Origin of the sequence: Micromonospora luteifusca (assembly GCF_016907275.1) — a bacterium.
Classification (GTDB): Bacteria; Actinomycetota; Actinomycetes; order Mycobacteriales; family Micromonosporaceae; genus Micromonospora; species Micromonospora luteifusca.
Window position 1 is genome coordinate 3,491,322 of sequence record NZ_JAFBBP010000001.1, and the last position, 14,314, is coordinate 3,505,635.

The 14,314-nt window shown below is 71.8% G+C and carries 14 protein-coding genes; 10 read left to right on the top strand and 4 right to left on the bottom strand.

Translation table 11 applies throughout. The features are described 5' to 3' along the window. Nucleotides 1-11: 11 nt before the first annotated feature. Nucleotides 12-368, bottom strand: coding sequence for an STAS domain-containing protein (locus tag JOD64_RS15785; RefSeq protein WP_007454464.1), 357 nt, complete (start codon nt 366-368; stop codon nt 12-14). Between the two features lie 163 nt (nt 369-531). Here JOD64_RS15785 and JOD64_RS15790 point away from each other — a divergent pair, with 163 nt between their 5' ends. The 6 genes from JOD64_RS15790 to JOD64_RS15815 are packed head-to-tail and all read left to right on the top strand — an operon-like array spanning nt 532 to nt 6,129. After that, entirely contained in the window at nt 532-1,392 is an 861-nt protein-coding gene (locus tag JOD64_RS15790) for an STAS domain-containing protein (RefSeq protein ID WP_204942925.1), read from the top strand. Continuing rightward, complete coding sequence (locus JOD64_RS15795; RefSeq protein ID WP_204942926.1) at nt 1,392-1,802, top strand: STAS domain-containing protein; 411 nt, start codon at nt 1,392-1,394, stop codon at nt 1,800-1,802. The genes JOD64_RS15790 and JOD64_RS15795 overlap by 1 nt, the downstream gene beginning before the upstream one ends. Further along, nucleotides 1,799-2,218 (top strand): anti-sigma regulatory factor, encoded by a 420-nt coding sequence (locus JOD64_RS15800; RefSeq protein ID WP_204942927.1) that lies wholly within the window; start codon nt 1,799-1,801, stop codon nt 2,216-2,218. The genes JOD64_RS15795 and JOD64_RS15800 overlap by 4 nt, the downstream gene beginning before the upstream one ends. After that, a complete protein-coding gene (locus JOD64_RS15805) occupies nt 2,215-3,228 on the top strand; it encodes a SpoIIE family protein phosphatase (protein ID WP_204942928.1) in 1,014 nt (337 codons plus the stop codon). The genes JOD64_RS15800 and JOD64_RS15805 overlap by 4 nt, the downstream gene beginning before the upstream one ends. After that, nucleotides 3,225-4,586: an ATP-binding protein gene (locus tag JOD64_RS15810; RefSeq protein ID WP_204942929.1), complete on the top strand. Its 1,362-nt coding sequence runs from the start codon at nt 3,225-3,227 to the stop codon at nt 4,584-4,586. The genes JOD64_RS15805 and JOD64_RS15810 overlap by 4 nt, the downstream gene beginning before the upstream one ends. 13 nt (nt 4,587-4,599) lie before the next feature. Beyond that, the gene (locus tag JOD64_RS15815) at nt 4,600-6,129 is read left to right on the top strand and encodes a SpoIIE family protein phosphatase (protein WP_204942930.1); all 1,530 of its coding nucleotides are present in this window, start codon (nt 4,600-4,602) and stop codon (nt 6,127-6,129) included. Between the two features lie 100 nt (nt 6,130-6,229). Here the strand turns inward: JOD64_RS15815 and JOD64_RS15820 are convergent, their stop codons facing one another. Beyond that, nucleotides 6,230-7,027 (bottom strand): helix-turn-helix domain-containing protein, encoded by a 798-nt coding sequence (locus tag JOD64_RS15820; RefSeq protein WP_204942931.1) that lies wholly within the window; start codon nt 7,025-7,027, stop codon nt 6,230-6,232. A 31-nt stretch (nt 7,028-7,058) separates the two neighbouring features. Between JOD64_RS15820 and JOD64_RS15825 the strand changes: the two genes are divergently transcribed. The 3 genes from JOD64_RS15825 (at nt 7,059) to JOD64_RS15835 (ending at nt 10,408) form a co-directional block, all read left to right on the top strand. Further along, the gene (locus JOD64_RS15825; protein WP_204942932.1) at nt 7,059-7,643 is read left to right on the top strand and encodes a TIGR03086 family metal-binding protein; all 585 of its coding nucleotides are present in this window, start codon (nt 7,059-7,061) and stop codon (nt 7,641-7,643) included. A gap of 210 nt (nt 7,644-7,853) precedes the next feature. Continuing rightward, nucleotides 7,854-8,282 (top strand): hypothetical protein, encoded by a 429-nt coding sequence (locus tag JOD64_RS15830; RefSeq protein ID WP_204942933.1) that lies wholly within the window; start codon nt 7,854-7,856, stop codon nt 8,280-8,282. Next, nucleotides 8,282-10,408 (top strand): bifunctional polysaccharide deacetylase/glycosyltransferase family 2 protein, encoded by a 2,127-nt coding sequence (locus JOD64_RS15835; protein WP_239559534.1) that lies wholly within the window; start codon nt 8,282-8,284, stop codon nt 10,406-10,408. The genes JOD64_RS15830 and JOD64_RS15835 overlap by 1 nt, the downstream gene beginning before the upstream one ends. A gap of 32 nt (nt 10,409-10,440) precedes the next feature. Here JOD64_RS15835 and JOD64_RS15840 read toward each other — a convergent pair whose 3' ends face one another. Both JOD64_RS15840 and JOD64_RS15845 read right to left on the bottom strand, forming a co-directional pair. Beyond that, complete coding sequence (locus tag JOD64_RS15840; RefSeq protein ID WP_204942934.1) at nt 10,441-10,593, bottom strand: hypothetical protein; 153 nt, start codon at nt 10,591-10,593, stop codon at nt 10,441-10,443. A 19-nt stretch (nt 10,594-10,612) separates the two neighbouring features. Continuing rightward, nucleotides 10,613-12,709, bottom strand: a complete 2,097-nt coding sequence (locus tag JOD64_RS15845; protein WP_204942935.1) for a S9 family peptidase — start codon at nt 12,707-12,709, stop codon at nt 10,613-10,615. Nucleotides 12,710-12,804: 95 nt separating this feature from the next. Between JOD64_RS15845 and JOD64_RS15850 the strand changes: the two genes are divergently transcribed. Continuing rightward, nucleotides 12,805-14,163 carry an FAD-binding oxidoreductase gene (locus JOD64_RS15850; protein ID WP_204942936.1) on the top strand — a complete coding sequence of 453 codons (1,359 nt, stop codon included), beginning with the start codon at nt 12,805-12,807 and terminating at the stop codon, nt 14,161-14,163. Nucleotides 14,164-14,314: the final 151 nt, after the last annotated feature.

Sequence of the window (14,314 nt, forward strand, 5' to 3'; positions counted from 1 at the left end):
AACGACAGCGGTCAGGAGGAGGCCGGGGTCGGTTCGCCGGCCACTGCCTCATCCACCGTCGGGTAGGTGTGCAGAACCTCGACCAGCCCGCTCACCTCGAGGATGCGCAGCACACCCCGCTGCGGGGCGGCCAGCCGGACCACGCCACCGGCCTCGTCGCAGCTGTTCTTGGCGCGGACGAAGACCGACAGGCCGGTCGAGTCGCAGAACGAGACGTCCGCCAGGTCGAACACCAGCCGGTTGCGGCCCTTGTCGAGCAGGTCGGTGATCTGGTCCTGCAACTGCGGTGCGGTGGCCATGTCCAGCTCGCCCGCGACCGACACGACGACCACGTCGCCGCGCTGTTCCGTGTGCACCGTCAAGGACATTTGCCAGACCTCCTGTTATCGGGGGAACGGTATCCCACGACCGGGGTCGTACGCAGAACGGGAGGCGGGATCCGGTGGCCATCATCATTCCGTTGCTATGGGGCAAGTAGTCGGCCAGCCCCCGGTGATAGAGTCCGCCCGGTCCAGGTCAAGGGGGTTCCAAATGGCGTTGAGCACCGAAGAAAGTCGTCGGCTCGCCGAGCTGCTCAGCGGGCAGGCCGACCGGGTCACGTCCCGGTGGACAGAGATCGTCACCAGTTCGTTGCGGGGCCGGCTGAGCCAGGCCGAGCTGCGCCGGCAGGTTCAGGACCTGCACAGCGCCATCGTCTCCACCGCCGAACAGGGCGACATCGACCTGTCCGCCGACAACGCCGCCGAGTTGCGCGCCGCGCTTTCCGAGCTGTCCCGTGGCCGGGCCCGCCAGGGCTTCTCCGCCACCGAGACCACGGTCAGCATCTTCGCGCTCAAGGACGTGCTGGCCGAGCTGGTGCGGGAGACCGGTGGCACCAACGCGCTGAACGACTACGTCGCCTTCTCCAAGCTCGTCGACGAGATGGGTCTGTTCACCTTCGAAAGCTTCGTACGCACCCGGGAGAGCCTGATCGCCGACCAGGCCGAGCAGCTGCTCGAGCTCTCCACGCCGGTCGTCAAGCTCTGGGAGGGTGTGGTCGCCGTCCCACTGGTCGGCACCCTGGACTCGGCCCGCGCTCAGGTCGTGATGGAGCGGCTGCTGCAGACCCTGGTCGACACCAGCTCCCCGTACGCGATCATCGACATCACCGGCGTTCCGGCGGTGGACACCCAGGTCGCCCAGCACATCCTGAAGACCGTGGTGGCCGCCCGGCTGATGGGCGCCGACTGCATCATCTCCGGCATCCGCCCGCAGATCGCGCAGACCATCGTCGCGCTCGGCATCGAGTTCGGCGACATCGCCACCAAGGCGAGCCTCGCCGACGCGCTGCGCCACGTGCTGCGGCTCACCGGGGTGGAGACCGCCCGCCGCCAGCCGCGCCGGGGCGTCTGATGGAACGGGTGCCGATCCTCAAGATCGGCGACATCCTGCTCGTCTCCATCCAGGTGGACATGTCCGACCAGACGGCGGTCCAGCTCCAGGAGGACCTCGCCGAGCGGATCGTCGACACCGGCTGCCACGGCGTCATCATCGACATCACCGCGCTGGACATCGTCGACTCCTTCGTCGGGCGAATGCTCTCCACCATCGCGTCGATCTCCAAGGTGCTCGACGCGGAGACGGTGGTGGTCGGGATGCGCCCGGCCGTCGCCATCACCCTTGTCGAACTGGGGCTGTCGCTGAACGGCATCCGTACCGCGCTGAACGTCGAGCGCGGCATGGAGCTGATCGCGGCCGCCCACGCCGACGAGCTCGATCACCAGCTCGACGACGATCCGGACGCCGAGACGGCCACGCCGTGACCTCGGGCATCGACCTGGGCCACCCGCAGGCGCAGTCGGTCCGCAGCGACGAGGACGTGGTGCGCGTCCGGCAGTTGGTCCGCAGCGTGGCCGTGGCCGTCAAGCTCTCCCTCGTCGACCAGACCAAGGTGGTCACCGCGGCGAGCGAGTTGGCTCGCAACACCCTCGTGTACGGCGGCGGCGGGGCGGTCGAGGTGACGACCGTGGAGAACGGCCGACGTAAGGGCGTCCGGATCGTCTTCGCCGACTCCGGGCCGGGCATCGCCGACCTCGATCTGGCGCTGACCGACGGCTACACCACAGGCGGTGGCCTCGGCCTCGGGCTCAGCGGGTCCCGCCGACTGGTCGACGAATTCGAGATCGAGACGTCTCCGGAGGCTGGCACCCGGATCACGGTCACCAAGTGGTCCCGGTGAGCATCGATGCGGTTACCGACAGTGGCATCTGGTTCCGGGTGGAGGCCAGCAGCGCGGCGAGCGCCGTCCGGCGCGCCGCCGAACGCCTCGGTGCTCAGGTGGAGATGGGTGCGACACGCATCGCCGACCTGGCCATCGTCGCAGCCGAGCTGACCAGCAACCTGGTCAAGCACGCCGACGAGGGTGTCCTGCTGCTCCGGCCGGTGCGCCGCGCCGGACAGGCCGGCGTGGAGTTGATCGCCATCGACTCCGGGCCCGGCATGGCCGACCTGACCGTCTCGTCGCAGGACGGTCACTCCACCACCGGCACGCTCGGCATCGGCCTGGGTGCCATCGTCCGCCAGGCCAGCTGGTTCGACGGATACTCCCTGCCCGGCCGGGGCACCGTCCTCGCCGTGCACGTCTGGCCGGCGGAGCCGGCACGGCCGTCGTGGACCGGCGCCCTCGCCCGACCGCTGACCGGCGAGACGGTCAGCGGTGACGGGTACGCCGTCCGGGTCGCCGACGGGCGGCACCAGGTGCTGGTCAGCGACGGGCTGGGGCACGGCCCGCTGGCCGCCGCCGCCACCGACGCGGCGCTCGCCGCGTTCCGCGACGCCCCGGCCGGCCCACCGGCGGCGGTGGTCGGTCACCTGCACCGGAGCATGTCGCACACCCGGGGCGCGGCGCTCGCCGTCGCCGAGTTGGTTCCGGCGGCCGGAGTGCTGCGCTATGCCGGCCTTGGCAACATCTCCGGCGTCGTCGTCGAGGGTGATGGAAAACGCCGAGGGCTGGTGTCGCTGCCCGGCATCGCCGGGCACCAGCGGCCGACAATCCGGGAGTACGACTACCCGTTCGCTCCGGGCGCCCGACTGGTGATGCACAGCGACGGAGTTGTCGACCGCTGGCGGTTGACCGACTACCCGGGCCTGGCGGAGCGGTCCCCGCTCGTGATGGCGGCGACACTGCTGCGCGACGCCGGTGTGCGACGCGACGACGCCTGCGTACTGGTCGCGAGGTCGTGGGCATGACCGGCGAGCCGGCCGCGCTGCCGTTGTTGCAGATGGCGCTGCGGGTCGAGCAGGACATCTTCGTGATCCGCCAGCGGGGCCGCGAGGTGGCGGCGGTGGTCGGCCTCGAACACCAGGACCAGGTACGGATTGCCACCGCGCTCAGCGAGGTGGCCCGGGACCTGCTACGAACGACCGGCGGTGCGGACGTCTCCTTCCACATCGACGCGGGCGCCGACGGCCGGTTCCACCTGCGCGCCGACCTGGCCCCGGTGAGCCCGCTGCCCGGCGGCCGCTACGAGCCGCAGTCCGGCGCGGTGTCCCGACTGGTCGACACACTGAGCGTGTCGACCGTCGAGGGGGTTACGGTCGTGAGGATGTCCCGACGACTCCCGGCCAGCGCGCCCATGCCGACCCCGGCGCGGCTCGCCGAGTTCCGTACCGAACTCGGCCGCACCGGGCCGTCCAGCGCACTGGACGAGTTGACCGTGCAGAACGGGCAGCTCATCGCCGCACTCGACGAGGTGCGCAGTCAGCGCGACGAGCTGGCCGTGCTGAACGAGGAACTGGCCGAGACCAACCGCGGTGTGCTGGCGCTCTACAACCAGCTCACCGAGGAGTTGGAGGAGACCAACCGGGGTGTCGTCGCCCTCTACGCCGAGCTGGACGAGAAGTCCGCGCAGTTGCGCGCGGCGAGCGAGTCGAAGAGCCGGTTCCTGGCCAACGTCAGCCACGAACTGCGCGCCCCGGTCACCGCGATCATCGGGTTGGGGCGGCTGCTCACCGACTCCGCCTCCGACCCGCTCACCGCCGAACAGGGCCGCCAGGTCGACCTGATCCGCTCCTCCGCGGCGGACCTGCTCAACCTGGTCAACGAACTCCTCGATCTGGCCAAGGCGGAGTCCGGCCGGCTCGAACCCGACCTGGCCGACGTCGACCTGCGCCCGGTCTTCGGTCAACTGCGCGGCACGTTGCGCGCGCTGGCCACCCGCCCGGGAGTGGAGCTGGTGGTGGAGGAGCCGGCCGCGCCGGCCCTGCTGCGCACCGACGAGGTGCTGCTCGGGCAGGTGCTGCGCAACCTGCTGCACAACGGGTTGAAATTCACCGAGCGCGGCGAGGTGCGACTGCGGGCTCGCCAACTCGGCGACCGCTGGAACTTCGAGGTCAGCGACACCGGGCCGGGCATCGCGTCCGACCTGCACGACCGCATATTCGAGGAGTTCTACCAGGTGCCGGGTGCCACCCGGGTCGGCGGCACCGGCCTCGGCCTGCCGTACGCCCGGCGGTTGGTGACGCTGCTCGGCGGGACACTGGAGCTGACCAGCGCACCGGGCCGGGGCAGCACCTTCACCGTCTCCCTGCCCACCGGCGGGATGTGACGGCGTGGACGGCATGCCGGCAACCATCCTGGTGGTCGACGACAGTCGTACCAAGCGATACCTGCTGGTCAGTTGGCTGACCCGGGCCGGGTTCACCGTGCTTGAGGCCGAGAACGGCGCCGAGGCGTTGGCCCGGGTCGAGGTGGACCGGATCGACCTGGTGGTCCTCGACGTCCGGCTGCCCGACCTCAGCGGCTACGAGGTCTGCGAACAGATCAAGGCGCGGCACCCGGCGATGCCGGTGATCCACGTGTCGGCGCACGCCGTGGACGTGGCCGACCGGGCCCAAGGGCTGACCCGGGGCGCGGACGCGTATCTCACCGAGCCGATCGAGCCGGAAGAGCTGATCGCCACCACCCGGGCGGTGCTGCGCTACTACCAGGCCCGCAAGCGCGCCGAACTGCTCGCCGAGCGGCTGCTCGGGCTGGCCGACACGACCGTGACGGTGCACGCCGCGCCCACCTTCGTACGCCTGTTGGAGGCCGCCGCGGAGGGTGCCGCACAGATCTTCAAGAGCCCGGCGGCAGTGATCGCCGAGACGTTCGACGGTGACTGTCTCGCGGGGATCTGCGCCGGTCCGGGCGCGACCGCCGCCGTGGTGCCGTGGGTCGTCGACGACACCGGGGTGCCGACCGGTGCCACGGTCCGGGTGGAGACCCCGGCGAGTTGGGCGTTGGTCGACTGGCCGGCGGACGACTCGGTGACGGTCGCCGCCGCCAAGCTGCGCGAGGACCGTGCCCCGCTGTACGTGGTCGTCCCGACCGCCACCCAGACCGCCCGAACCCCGGTGCTGGTGCAGCTCGCCCAGGCGGTCGCCGCCGCCGTGGAGGCGCAACGCTCGTTCGACGAGGAGCACCGGATCGCCGTCACCCTCCAACGCAGCCTGCTCCCGCGCGGCCTGCCCACGGTTGCCGGACTGGACCTCGCGGTGCGCTACGAGCCGGCCAGTGCACAGACCGAGGTGGGCGGCGACTTCTACGAGCTGGTGATGCTCGACGGTCACCTGCTGTTGGCGATCGGTGACGTGGCCGGTCACTCGCTGCACGCGGCGACCGTGATGGCCGAGCTGCGGCACGCGGTGCGGGCGTACGCCGTGGAGGGGCACCAGCCCGGCGAGATCCTGCACCGGGTCAACGAGCTGATGCGGACACTGCTGCCGAACGAGATCGCCACGCTCTGCGTACTGCTGCTGCACCCGCCGACCGGACATGTCCGGCTGGCCAGCGCCGGACACCTTCCGCCGGTGCTCAGCAAGGACGGCAAGGTCGAGTTCGTGCAGCACTCCGCGCCGTTGCTCGGCGTTCGCGCGCCTCGCCCGGCCGACCTGGAGTTCGTGCTGCCGGCCGGGGCGACGCTGGTGTTCTACACCGACGGCCTGATCGAGCGACGGGACGCCACCATCGACGAAGGGCTGGCGGCGCTCGCCGCGGTCTGCGCCACGGTCGACGACGACCTGGAACGCTTCTGCGCCCGACTGCTGGTGGAACTGGCCCCACCGGAGATCCAGGACGACGTCGCCGTGGTCGTCCTGCGCCGACGCTGAGCCAGTTGCCGGGGGTCCTGGTGCGTTGTCGGCTCCCGTGCGTCGCCGGGTCTGGCGCTTGTCGGCTCCATGCGTCGCCGATTCTGGCGCGTTGCCGGCCTTACCGCACCGAGCGGGCGTACGCGGCGGGTGACACCCCGGCCACGGCGGTGAAGTCACGGACCAGGTGGGCCTGATCACTGTAACCGAGGTCGGCCGCGAGGTCCGCCCACTTCAGCGGGCCACCAGCGGCCTGCTCGACGGCCTCCTGAAGCCGGTAGCGGCGGATCACCCACTTCGGCCCGACCCCCACGTACTCCATGAAGAGCCGCTGCAACCGGCGGACCGGAAGGTCGTGCCGCGCGGCGAAATCGTCGACCCGCAGCGCCGTGCGGTCGGTGCGGATCGCCTCGGCCAGCCGGACGGCCTCCGCGGTCATCGGGTCCGGCTCCGGCTCCCAACCCGTGAGCAGTGCGTCCAATGCGTGGCAGCGCTCGTCGTCGGTGGCCCCGCACACCGCGATATCGGGGCGTGCCAGCCGACCGGCGGGCAACGGCACCCGGCGACCGGTCAGCTCGGCGACCGGTCGACGCCAGAACGCGTGGAAGCCGCCGGGACGGAACTGCACCCCGCACACCCGACCGGTGCCGGTGAGCGTGATCCGGAACAGGTCACGGCCCACCCCGGCCACCTCGCCGAACTCGGGCCTGTCGCCGTCCCGCCGGAACACCACGTTCACCGCCGGGTGCGGCACGATCCGCTGCTCGAACGGTTTGCTCAACGCCCAGTCGATCAGCCAGTAGTGCTCGACCCACGGGCGGAGCGACTCCACCGGCAGATGCCGACGGAAGCGCACCTCGCGCAGCATGCGACCCGGGTCGAGTATTCCCCGGCTGTCGCCACGCGGTCGATGTCGCATTTATTCAAGACCACCCTCATACGCTGGTCCTATGACCACTCAGACTAGCGATCTGCTGGCGGCTGCCGCGCCGCGAACCGTCGATGTGGTGCGCGGTATCGCCGACAATCAGTTCGACCTGCCCACGCCGTGCCGCGACTACGTGGTCCGCGACCTGCTCAACCACCTGTTCGAGGTGGTGATCAACTTCCAGGACCTGGCCCTCAAGCGGCAGGTGGAATGGGCCGAGAAGCCCGACCACCTGGTCGACGGCTGGCAGGACCGGTTCGAGGCGGAGACCGGACGTCTGGTCACCGCCTGGGCCGATCCCTCCACCCTGGAGGGTGTGTCGCCGGGCATGGGTATGCCGCAGACCGTCATCGGCGGCATGGCCCTGCTGGACCTGACCGTGCACGGCTGGGACCTCGCCGTTGCCACCGGTCAGCCGTACCAGCCGGCGCCGGAGGCAGTGGCCGAACTGCACGGGCTGGTCGAGCAGTTGGGCCCCACCGCCCGCAAGATGGGCGTCTTCGCCGAGCCGGTGTCGCCCCCCACCCCCACCCCCACCCCGATCCCCGACCTGGCCCACCTCCTGTCCCAGACCGGCCGCACGCCCACCTGGCCCTTGCCCCGTTGATCAAGAGGTTTGCGTCAGATTTCGCGGAAATCGTGACGCAAAGCTCTTGATCAACCAGGCCGGGTTGGGGGGCGGGGGGTCTGCGGGGGTTGGTTTGGGCTGATGTAACGCCGCTGGTGGCGGTGCCGCTGTGTGCATCGGTGGCCCGGACGATCGGGTCCCGGCGTCGGGACGGACGGTCCCGATGCGGTGACGGTGGGAGTTCGCCAGATGCACAGTCAACCGGGCCCTGTCCCGCCGGTGTTCGTCGACGGCACCGGGCGTCGCCGCCGGCTGACTGTCATTGCCGGCACCGCCATGGGTCTTGGCCTGCTCGCCAGCCTCGCCCTGATCGTCGCAGGGCTCTTCCCGGACACGTCGGTGCCGCTGCCCGGCTGGTCGGACGACCCGCGGGGGACCCGGCCGGTGGAGGCCGGCGTGGACGGAATCAACCAGCCACGGGTGGTCGAGTCGCCGTCGGCCTCGCCGGTGACCCGTACCTCGGCGCCGCTGCCGCGGGCCACCCCGACGGCCGCTGACCGAACCCCCACCGCGACCGCCACGCCCACCGGAACGCTGTCCGCCAGTGCGCAACCGGGACGTGGTCACGAGCACCGCAACACCCCCAAGCCGAGCAGGTCGCCCGGTAAGCCGCAGTGATGATGGCGAGACACGTGGCCCGGCGCGACCCTCGGGCACACTGGCTGCTGCTACTGCTCGGGCTGCTCCTGCTGCTGGCGGCGCTCACCGTCAACGGCCTGGTCAGCGGCCTTGGCGGTGGCTCGGGCACCCCCGCCGCCGACGGTCGGCCCGCGCCAGACGTTCCGGCTACCGTCGGCTCGGGCGGTCCGGTGCTGCGGCTGGATCGGGCCGAACCGGTCAGCCGGGCCCTGCCGGACCGCACCATCGCGCTGACCTTCGACGACGGGCCGGACCCGCGCTGGACCCCGCAGGTCCTCGACGTGTTGCGCCGGCACGGCGCGCACGCCACCTTCTTCGTGGTGGGTGCCCGGGTCAACGAGCATCCCGAGTTGGTCCGGCGGATCCTCGCCGAGGGCCACGAGATCGGGTCGCACACCTTCACACACGCCGACCTTGCCGAGGTGTCGCCGTGGCGGCGCGACCTCGAACTGTCGCTGACCCGCAAGGCGGTCGCCGCGGCCACCGGCCGGGAGGTCGCCCTGTTCCGCCCGCCGTTCTCCTCGGTGCCGACCGCGCTGACCGGCTCGGAGTACGCCGCCCTGCGCGCCGCCGCCGGTAGTGGGCACGTCGCGGTGCTCGCCGACCTGGACACCAGGGACTGGCAGCGCCCCGGCACCGATCAGATCGTGCGGGCGGCCACCCCGAAACGGGGACGGGGCGCGGTGGTGCTGATGCACGACGGTGGCGGTGACCGCACGCAGACTCTCGCCGCGCTGGACCGGCTCCTGCCCGCGCTCGGCGACCAGGGCTACCGGTTCACCACCGTCTCCGCCGGCATCGATGCCTCGCCGTCGATGGTCCCGGCGCGCGCTGGTGCCCGACTGAGCGGTACCGCGCTGCGCTGGACCCAGACCGGCGCGCGCTGGTCCGCCGACGTGATGAACCTGCTGCTGGCCACCGCGCTCGCGCTCGGGGTGGCACGTCTGGCGGTGCAGGTGTTCTGCGCCCAGCGGCACGTCCGCCGGGTCCGCCGGCCCCGCCGCGACAGGCCCGAGGTGCGGGTACCGGTCTCGGTGATTGTGCCCGCGTACAACGAGGCGGCGAACATTGCCGCCACGGTCCGTTCCCTGGTGGCCAGCGCGTACCCGGCGCTGGAGGTGATCGTGGTGGACGACGGCTCGGACGACGGGACCGCCGACATCGTGGAGCGGATGCGGCTGCGCGGGGTACGGGTGATCCGGCAGGCCAACGCCGGTAAGCCGGCGGCGCTGAACACCGGCATCCGGGCCGCCCGGGCGAATCTGCTGGTGCTGGTGGACGGGGACACCGTCTTCCAGTCGGACACCGTGCACCGGCTGGTCCAGGGCTTCGCTGATCCGTCGGTCGGCGCGATCAGCGGCAACACGAAGGTCGCCAACCGGCGTCGGCTGCTCGGCCGGTGGCAGCACCTGGAGTACGTGATCGGCTTCAACCTCGACCGGCGGATGTACGACGTGCTGGAGTGCATGCCGACCATCCCCGGCGCGATCGGCGCGTTCCGTCGCGAGGTGCTGCTGCGGGTGGGCGGGGTGCCGTCGGACACGCTGGCCGAGGACACCGATCTGACCATGAAGGTGCTCCGGGCCGGCTGGCGGGTGGTCTACGAGGAGTCGGCCATCGCCTGGACCGAAGCCCCGTCGTCGTTGCGCCAGCTCTGGCGGCAGCGCTACCGCTGGTGCTACGGCACGATGCAGGCGATGTGGAAGCACCGGCACGCGCTGCGCGAGTCGGGTGCCGGTGGCAAGCTGGGCCGACGCGGACTGCCGTACCTCACGGTGTTTCAGATCGTGTTGCCGCTGACCGCGCCGGCGGTCGACGTGTTCGCCGTCTACGGCCTGCTCTTCCTGCCCTGGTCGAGCCTCGCCCTGGCCTGGGCGGGGCTGCTGCTGCTCCAGGCGGCCACCGCCGGCTACGCGCTGCGCCTGGACCGGGAACGGTACGGCCCACTGTGGGCGTTGCCGTTGCAGCAACTGGTGTACCGGCAGCTGATGTACCTGGTGGTGGTGCAGTCGGTGGTCACCGCGCTGATCGGCAACCGGCTGCGCTGGCAGCGGATGGTGCGCACCGGCGAGGCGGCCGCGCTGGTCGGCGCCGGCCGCGGCTGACGTCGCACCGGCCCAGCGTCAACCACGGCCGGTCAGGTCGGGGTGTGGAAGAGGCCGGCCCACCAGGAGATCAGCAGGCCGACGACGGCGGAGCAGCCGCAGACCAGCAGGGCGGCGGCGACCACCGCGAGGATCATCCACGCGGAGACACGCCGGGCCGCCCCGCGCCCGCCCTCGTCGGCCATCGCCGCCGCCCCGTCGTCGTCAGGCGCGGCCGATGCGGTCCAGGATCCAGGCGTTGATGAACGCCTCCTCACGCCAGGCGTCGTAGCGGCCGCTCGGGCCACCGTGCCCGGCACCCATCTCGGTCTTGAGCAGGTAGTCGCCCTCCGGGGCGGTCGCCCGCAGCCGCGCGACCCACTTCGCCGGCTCCGAATAGAGCACCCGCGTGTCGTTGAGGCTGGTCACCGCGAGGATCGCCGGGTAGTCCACCGCTGCCACGTTCTCGTACGGCGTGTAGGACTTCATGTACGCGTACACCTCGGGGTCCTCCAGCGGGTTGCCCCACTCCTCCCACTCGGTGACGGTCAGCGGCAGCGACGGGTCGAGGATCGACGTGAGCGCGTCCACGAACGGCACCTGCGCGACGATGCCGGTGAACGCGTCCGGTGCCAGGTTGGCCACCGCGCCCATCAGCAGGCCGCCGGCCGAGGCCCCCCGGGCGACCAGCCGGTCGCTGGCCGTCCAGCCGGCCTTGACCAGGTGTCGGGCGCAGGCGACGAAGTCGGTGAAGGTGTTCTTCTTGGCCAGCAGCTTGCCCTGGTCGTACCAACGCCGACCCAGCTCACCGCCGCCCCGGGTGTGCGCCACGGCGAAGACCACGCCCCGGTCCAGCAGCGACAGTCGGGCCACCGAGAACCACGGGTCCATGCTGGCCTCGTACGAGCCGTAGCCGTAGAGCTCGCACGGCGCGGAGCCGTCCCGCGGTGTGCCGACCCGGGAGACCAATGAGATCGGCACTCGCGTGCCGTCGTCGGCGAGCGCCCAGTCACGGTGCTGCTCGTACTCGGACGGGTCGAACGGCCGCCCGTCCGGGCCGGGCAGCACCGGCTTCTGCTTGCGCAGCACCATCTGCCGGGTGACCAGGTCATAGTCGTAGACGGAGTCCGGGGTGATCAGCGAGGAGTAGCGCAGCCGGACCTGCCCGGTGCGGTATTCGGGATTGGCGTCCAGCCCGACGCTGTACAGCGGCTCGGGGAAGTCGATGTCGTGGCCGTCGTCGCTGCCCACCGGCAGCACGCGCAGCCCGGTGAGCCCTTCGGTGCGCAGCGACACCACCAGGTGGTTCGCGAAGGCGTCCACGGCCTCCAGTCGGGTGCCGGGGCTGTGCTCGATCAGCGGCACCCAGTCGCCCGGCGCGTCCGCCGAGGTGAACGCCAGTGCGAAGTCCTCGGCGCCGTCGTTGTGCAGGATCAGGAAGCGGTGGCCGTGGTGCTCCACGGCGTACTCGATGCCCTGCCGGCGCGGCGCGATCACGGCGGGCGCGCCGGTCGGGTTGCCGGCGGGGATCACCAGCACCTCACTGGTCACCTTGCTGTGGACGTCGATCAGGATGAACTTCTCCGACCGGGTCAGCTCCACGCCCACCCAGAACCGCTCGTCGTCCTCCTGGTGGACCACCACGTCCTCGGCGGCGGCCGAACCGAGGGTGTGCCGCCAGACCCGGTTCGGTCGCCAGGCGTCGTCCACCGTCACGTAGAACAGCACCGAGGCGTCGGTTGACCAGGCGGTCCCGTAGAACGTGTCCGGGACCTCGTCCGGCAGCAACTCGCCGGTGGTCAGGTCCTTCACGCGCAGGGTGAACCGCTCGTCGCCGGAGAAGTCGGTGGAGTACGCCAGCCAGCGACCGTCGGGGCTGACGTCGAACGCGCCGAGTGAGAAGAAGTCGTGCCCCTCGGCCAGCAGGTTGCCGTCGAGCAGCACCTCCTCGCCGTCGAGCGGGGCACCGTCCGCGCTGACCGGTGGGTCGGTCTCCCCGTCACGGACCGCGCGTCGGCACTGCACCCCGTACTGCTGGCCCTCGACCGTCCGGGTGTAGTACCAGTGACCGCCCTTGCGGGTCGGCACGGACAGGTCGGTCTCCCTGGTCCGTCGGCGGGTCTCCTCGAACAGCTCCTCGCGCAGCGTGGCCAGGTGCGCCGTACGCGCGTCGGTGTACTCGTTCTCGGCGGTCAGGTAGGCGATCGTCTCCGGGTCGTCCTTGGCGGCGAGCCACGCGTACTCGTCGATGACGGTGTCGCCGTGGTGGGTGCGCTCGCTGGGCACCCGCTTCGCCGCGGGCGGGGCAGTCTCGGTGGTCACGGCGCCACGTTACCGGCCGCCAGCTGCTGTGCGCCGGACCAGCGGCATCCCGATAGTCGCTACCACGGCTTTAGAACACATGTACGATGAGCGCCATGGCGGCAGCAGCGAGTTCCCTCGGCCGATCCGGAGCCCTCGAAATCACCAGGCGGTTGTCGGCGATCTGCGGCCCACCGTTCTCCCGGCTGGCCGGGCCTGCCGACGAGGTGGCGGGGCGGCCGGCGCGGTGGGTGGCGGTGCCGGGTGGCCCGCACGCCGCGGCCGAGGTGCTGCGGTTGGCCGCCGCGCATGACCTGGCGGTGGTGCCCCGGGGTGCCGGCACGAAGATCGACTGGGGTGCCACGCCCGTCCAGGTCGACATCCTGCTCGACACCGGCCGGCTGGCTGGCATCGGTCACGAGCCGGTCGGCGCCCCGGTGGCCGAGGTGGGTGCCGGCACCCCACTGCGGGCGGTGCAGGCCACGTTGGAGCGCACCGGTCAACGGCTGGCGCTGGACGCCCCGTCACCCGGCGCGACCGTGGGTGGGGTGCTCGCCGCCGGCGAGGCCGGCCCGCTGCGGCACCGGCACGGCAGCCCGTGCGACCAACTGCTCGGTCTCCGCTACCTCGCCGCCGACGGTGAGCTGGTCAGCGCCGGGGGTGGCGCACCCGGTCTCGACCTGGCCCGGTTGCTCTGTGGCTCCCAGGGTGCGCTCGGTGTGCTGGTCTCGGCGAGTCTGCGGGCGCAGCCGCTGCCGGCGAGCCGGCTCTGGGTGTCCCGTCCGGTGTGGACACCGCTGGAGGTGCACGACCTGGTCCGGACGATCATCGCCGCCCGCCTGGAGCCGGCGGCCATCGAGCTGGACCTGCCCGGGGGCACCCCTCGGCCCCGTTCGCCGTACCCGCCGGGCCACCCGGCTGCCACCGCCCGGGAACGCCACCCGTCGATGTCCGGGCGGGCCAGCATCCCGTCTCGGGCGGGCAGCCTGGTGGTGCTCCTGGAGGGTGGCCCCGCCGACGTCACCGAACGCGCCGAGCGCCTGGTCGGCCTGCTGCACGGGGAGGCGACGGTCGCCCGTTCCGCGCCGACGTGGTGGCGCCGCTACCCGTTCGCGCCGGGCGACACGGCGCTGCGCCTGGAGGTGCCGATCGGCGACCTGCACGCCGCCGTCTACGCGCTACGCGACGCCGCCGGCGCCCCGGTGCCGGTGCGCGGGTCCGCCGGGCTGGGCGTGGTGCACGCGGCACTGCCCGGCGCGCTGGCTCCCGGCCGGGTGGCGTCCATCCTGGCCGCAGTCCGAGGGGTGTTGCTGGCTCGGCAGGGCCGCTGCGTGGTGGTCTCCGCTCCTGCGGCGGTCCGTCAGGCCGTCGACCTCTGGGGCGAACTGGCCGGCCTGGCTCAGCTGCGGGCGGCCAGGGAGCACCTCGATCCGGAGCACCGACTCGCCCCTGGACGCCTCCCGGGCGGCCTCTGACAACGCCACCGTCGGTCGTCCGGGTTGGTCAGTCCAACCACCACCGGTGCATGTCCAGCAGCGGCGGGGTAAATCGGACCACCAACATCAGCAGGATGCCCGCCGCGCCGGCCAACAGCAGCACCCGGGTCGCCCGGGAGAGAGCCTTTCC

What these genes read in the sequence shown, in the direction of transcription:
- JOD64_RS15785 (WP_007454464.1), bottom strand. Translation starts at nt 368, where the DNA reads ATGTCCTTGACGGTGCACACGGAACAGCGCGGCGACGTGGTCGTCGTG.
- JOD64_RS15790 (WP_204942925.1), top strand. Translation starts at nt 532, where the DNA reads ATGGCGTTGAGCACCGAAGAAAGTCGTCGGCTCGCCGAGCTGCTCAGC.
- JOD64_RS15795 (WP_204942926.1), top strand. Translation starts at nt 1,392, where the DNA reads ATGGAACGGGTGCCGATCCTCAAGATCGGCGACATCCTGCTCGTCTCC.
- JOD64_RS15810 (WP_204942929.1), top strand. Translation starts at nt 3,225, where the DNA reads ATGACCGGCGAGCCGGCCGCGCTGCCGTTGTTGCAGATGGCGCTGCGG.
- JOD64_RS15815 (WP_204942930.1), top strand. Translation starts at nt 4,600, where the DNA reads ATGCCGGCAACCATCCTGGTGGTCGACGACAGTCGTACCAAGCGATAC.
- JOD64_RS15820 (WP_204942931.1), bottom strand. Translation starts at nt 7,027, where the DNA reads ATGCGACATCGACCGCGTGGCGACAGCCGGGGAATACTCGACCCGGGT.
- JOD64_RS15825 (WP_204942932.1), top strand. Translation starts at nt 7,059, where the DNA reads ATGACCACTCAGACTAGCGATCTGCTGGCGGCTGCCGCGCCGCGAACC.
- JOD64_RS15830 (WP_204942933.1), top strand. Translation starts at nt 7,854, where the DNA reads ATGCACAGTCAACCGGGCCCTGTCCCGCCGGTGTTCGTCGACGGCACC.
- JOD64_RS15835 (WP_239559534.1), top strand. Translation starts at nt 8,282, where the DNA reads ATGATGGCGAGACACGTGGCCCGGCGCGACCCTCGGGCACACTGGCTG.
- JOD64_RS15840 (WP_204942934.1), bottom strand. Translation starts at nt 10,593, where the DNA reads ATGGCCGACGAGGGCGGGCGCGGGGCGGCCCGGCGTGTCTCCGCGTGG.
- JOD64_RS15850 (WP_204942936.1), top strand. Translation starts at nt 12,805, where the DNA reads ATGGCGGCAGCAGCGAGTTCCCTCGGCCGATCCGGAGCCCTCGAAATC.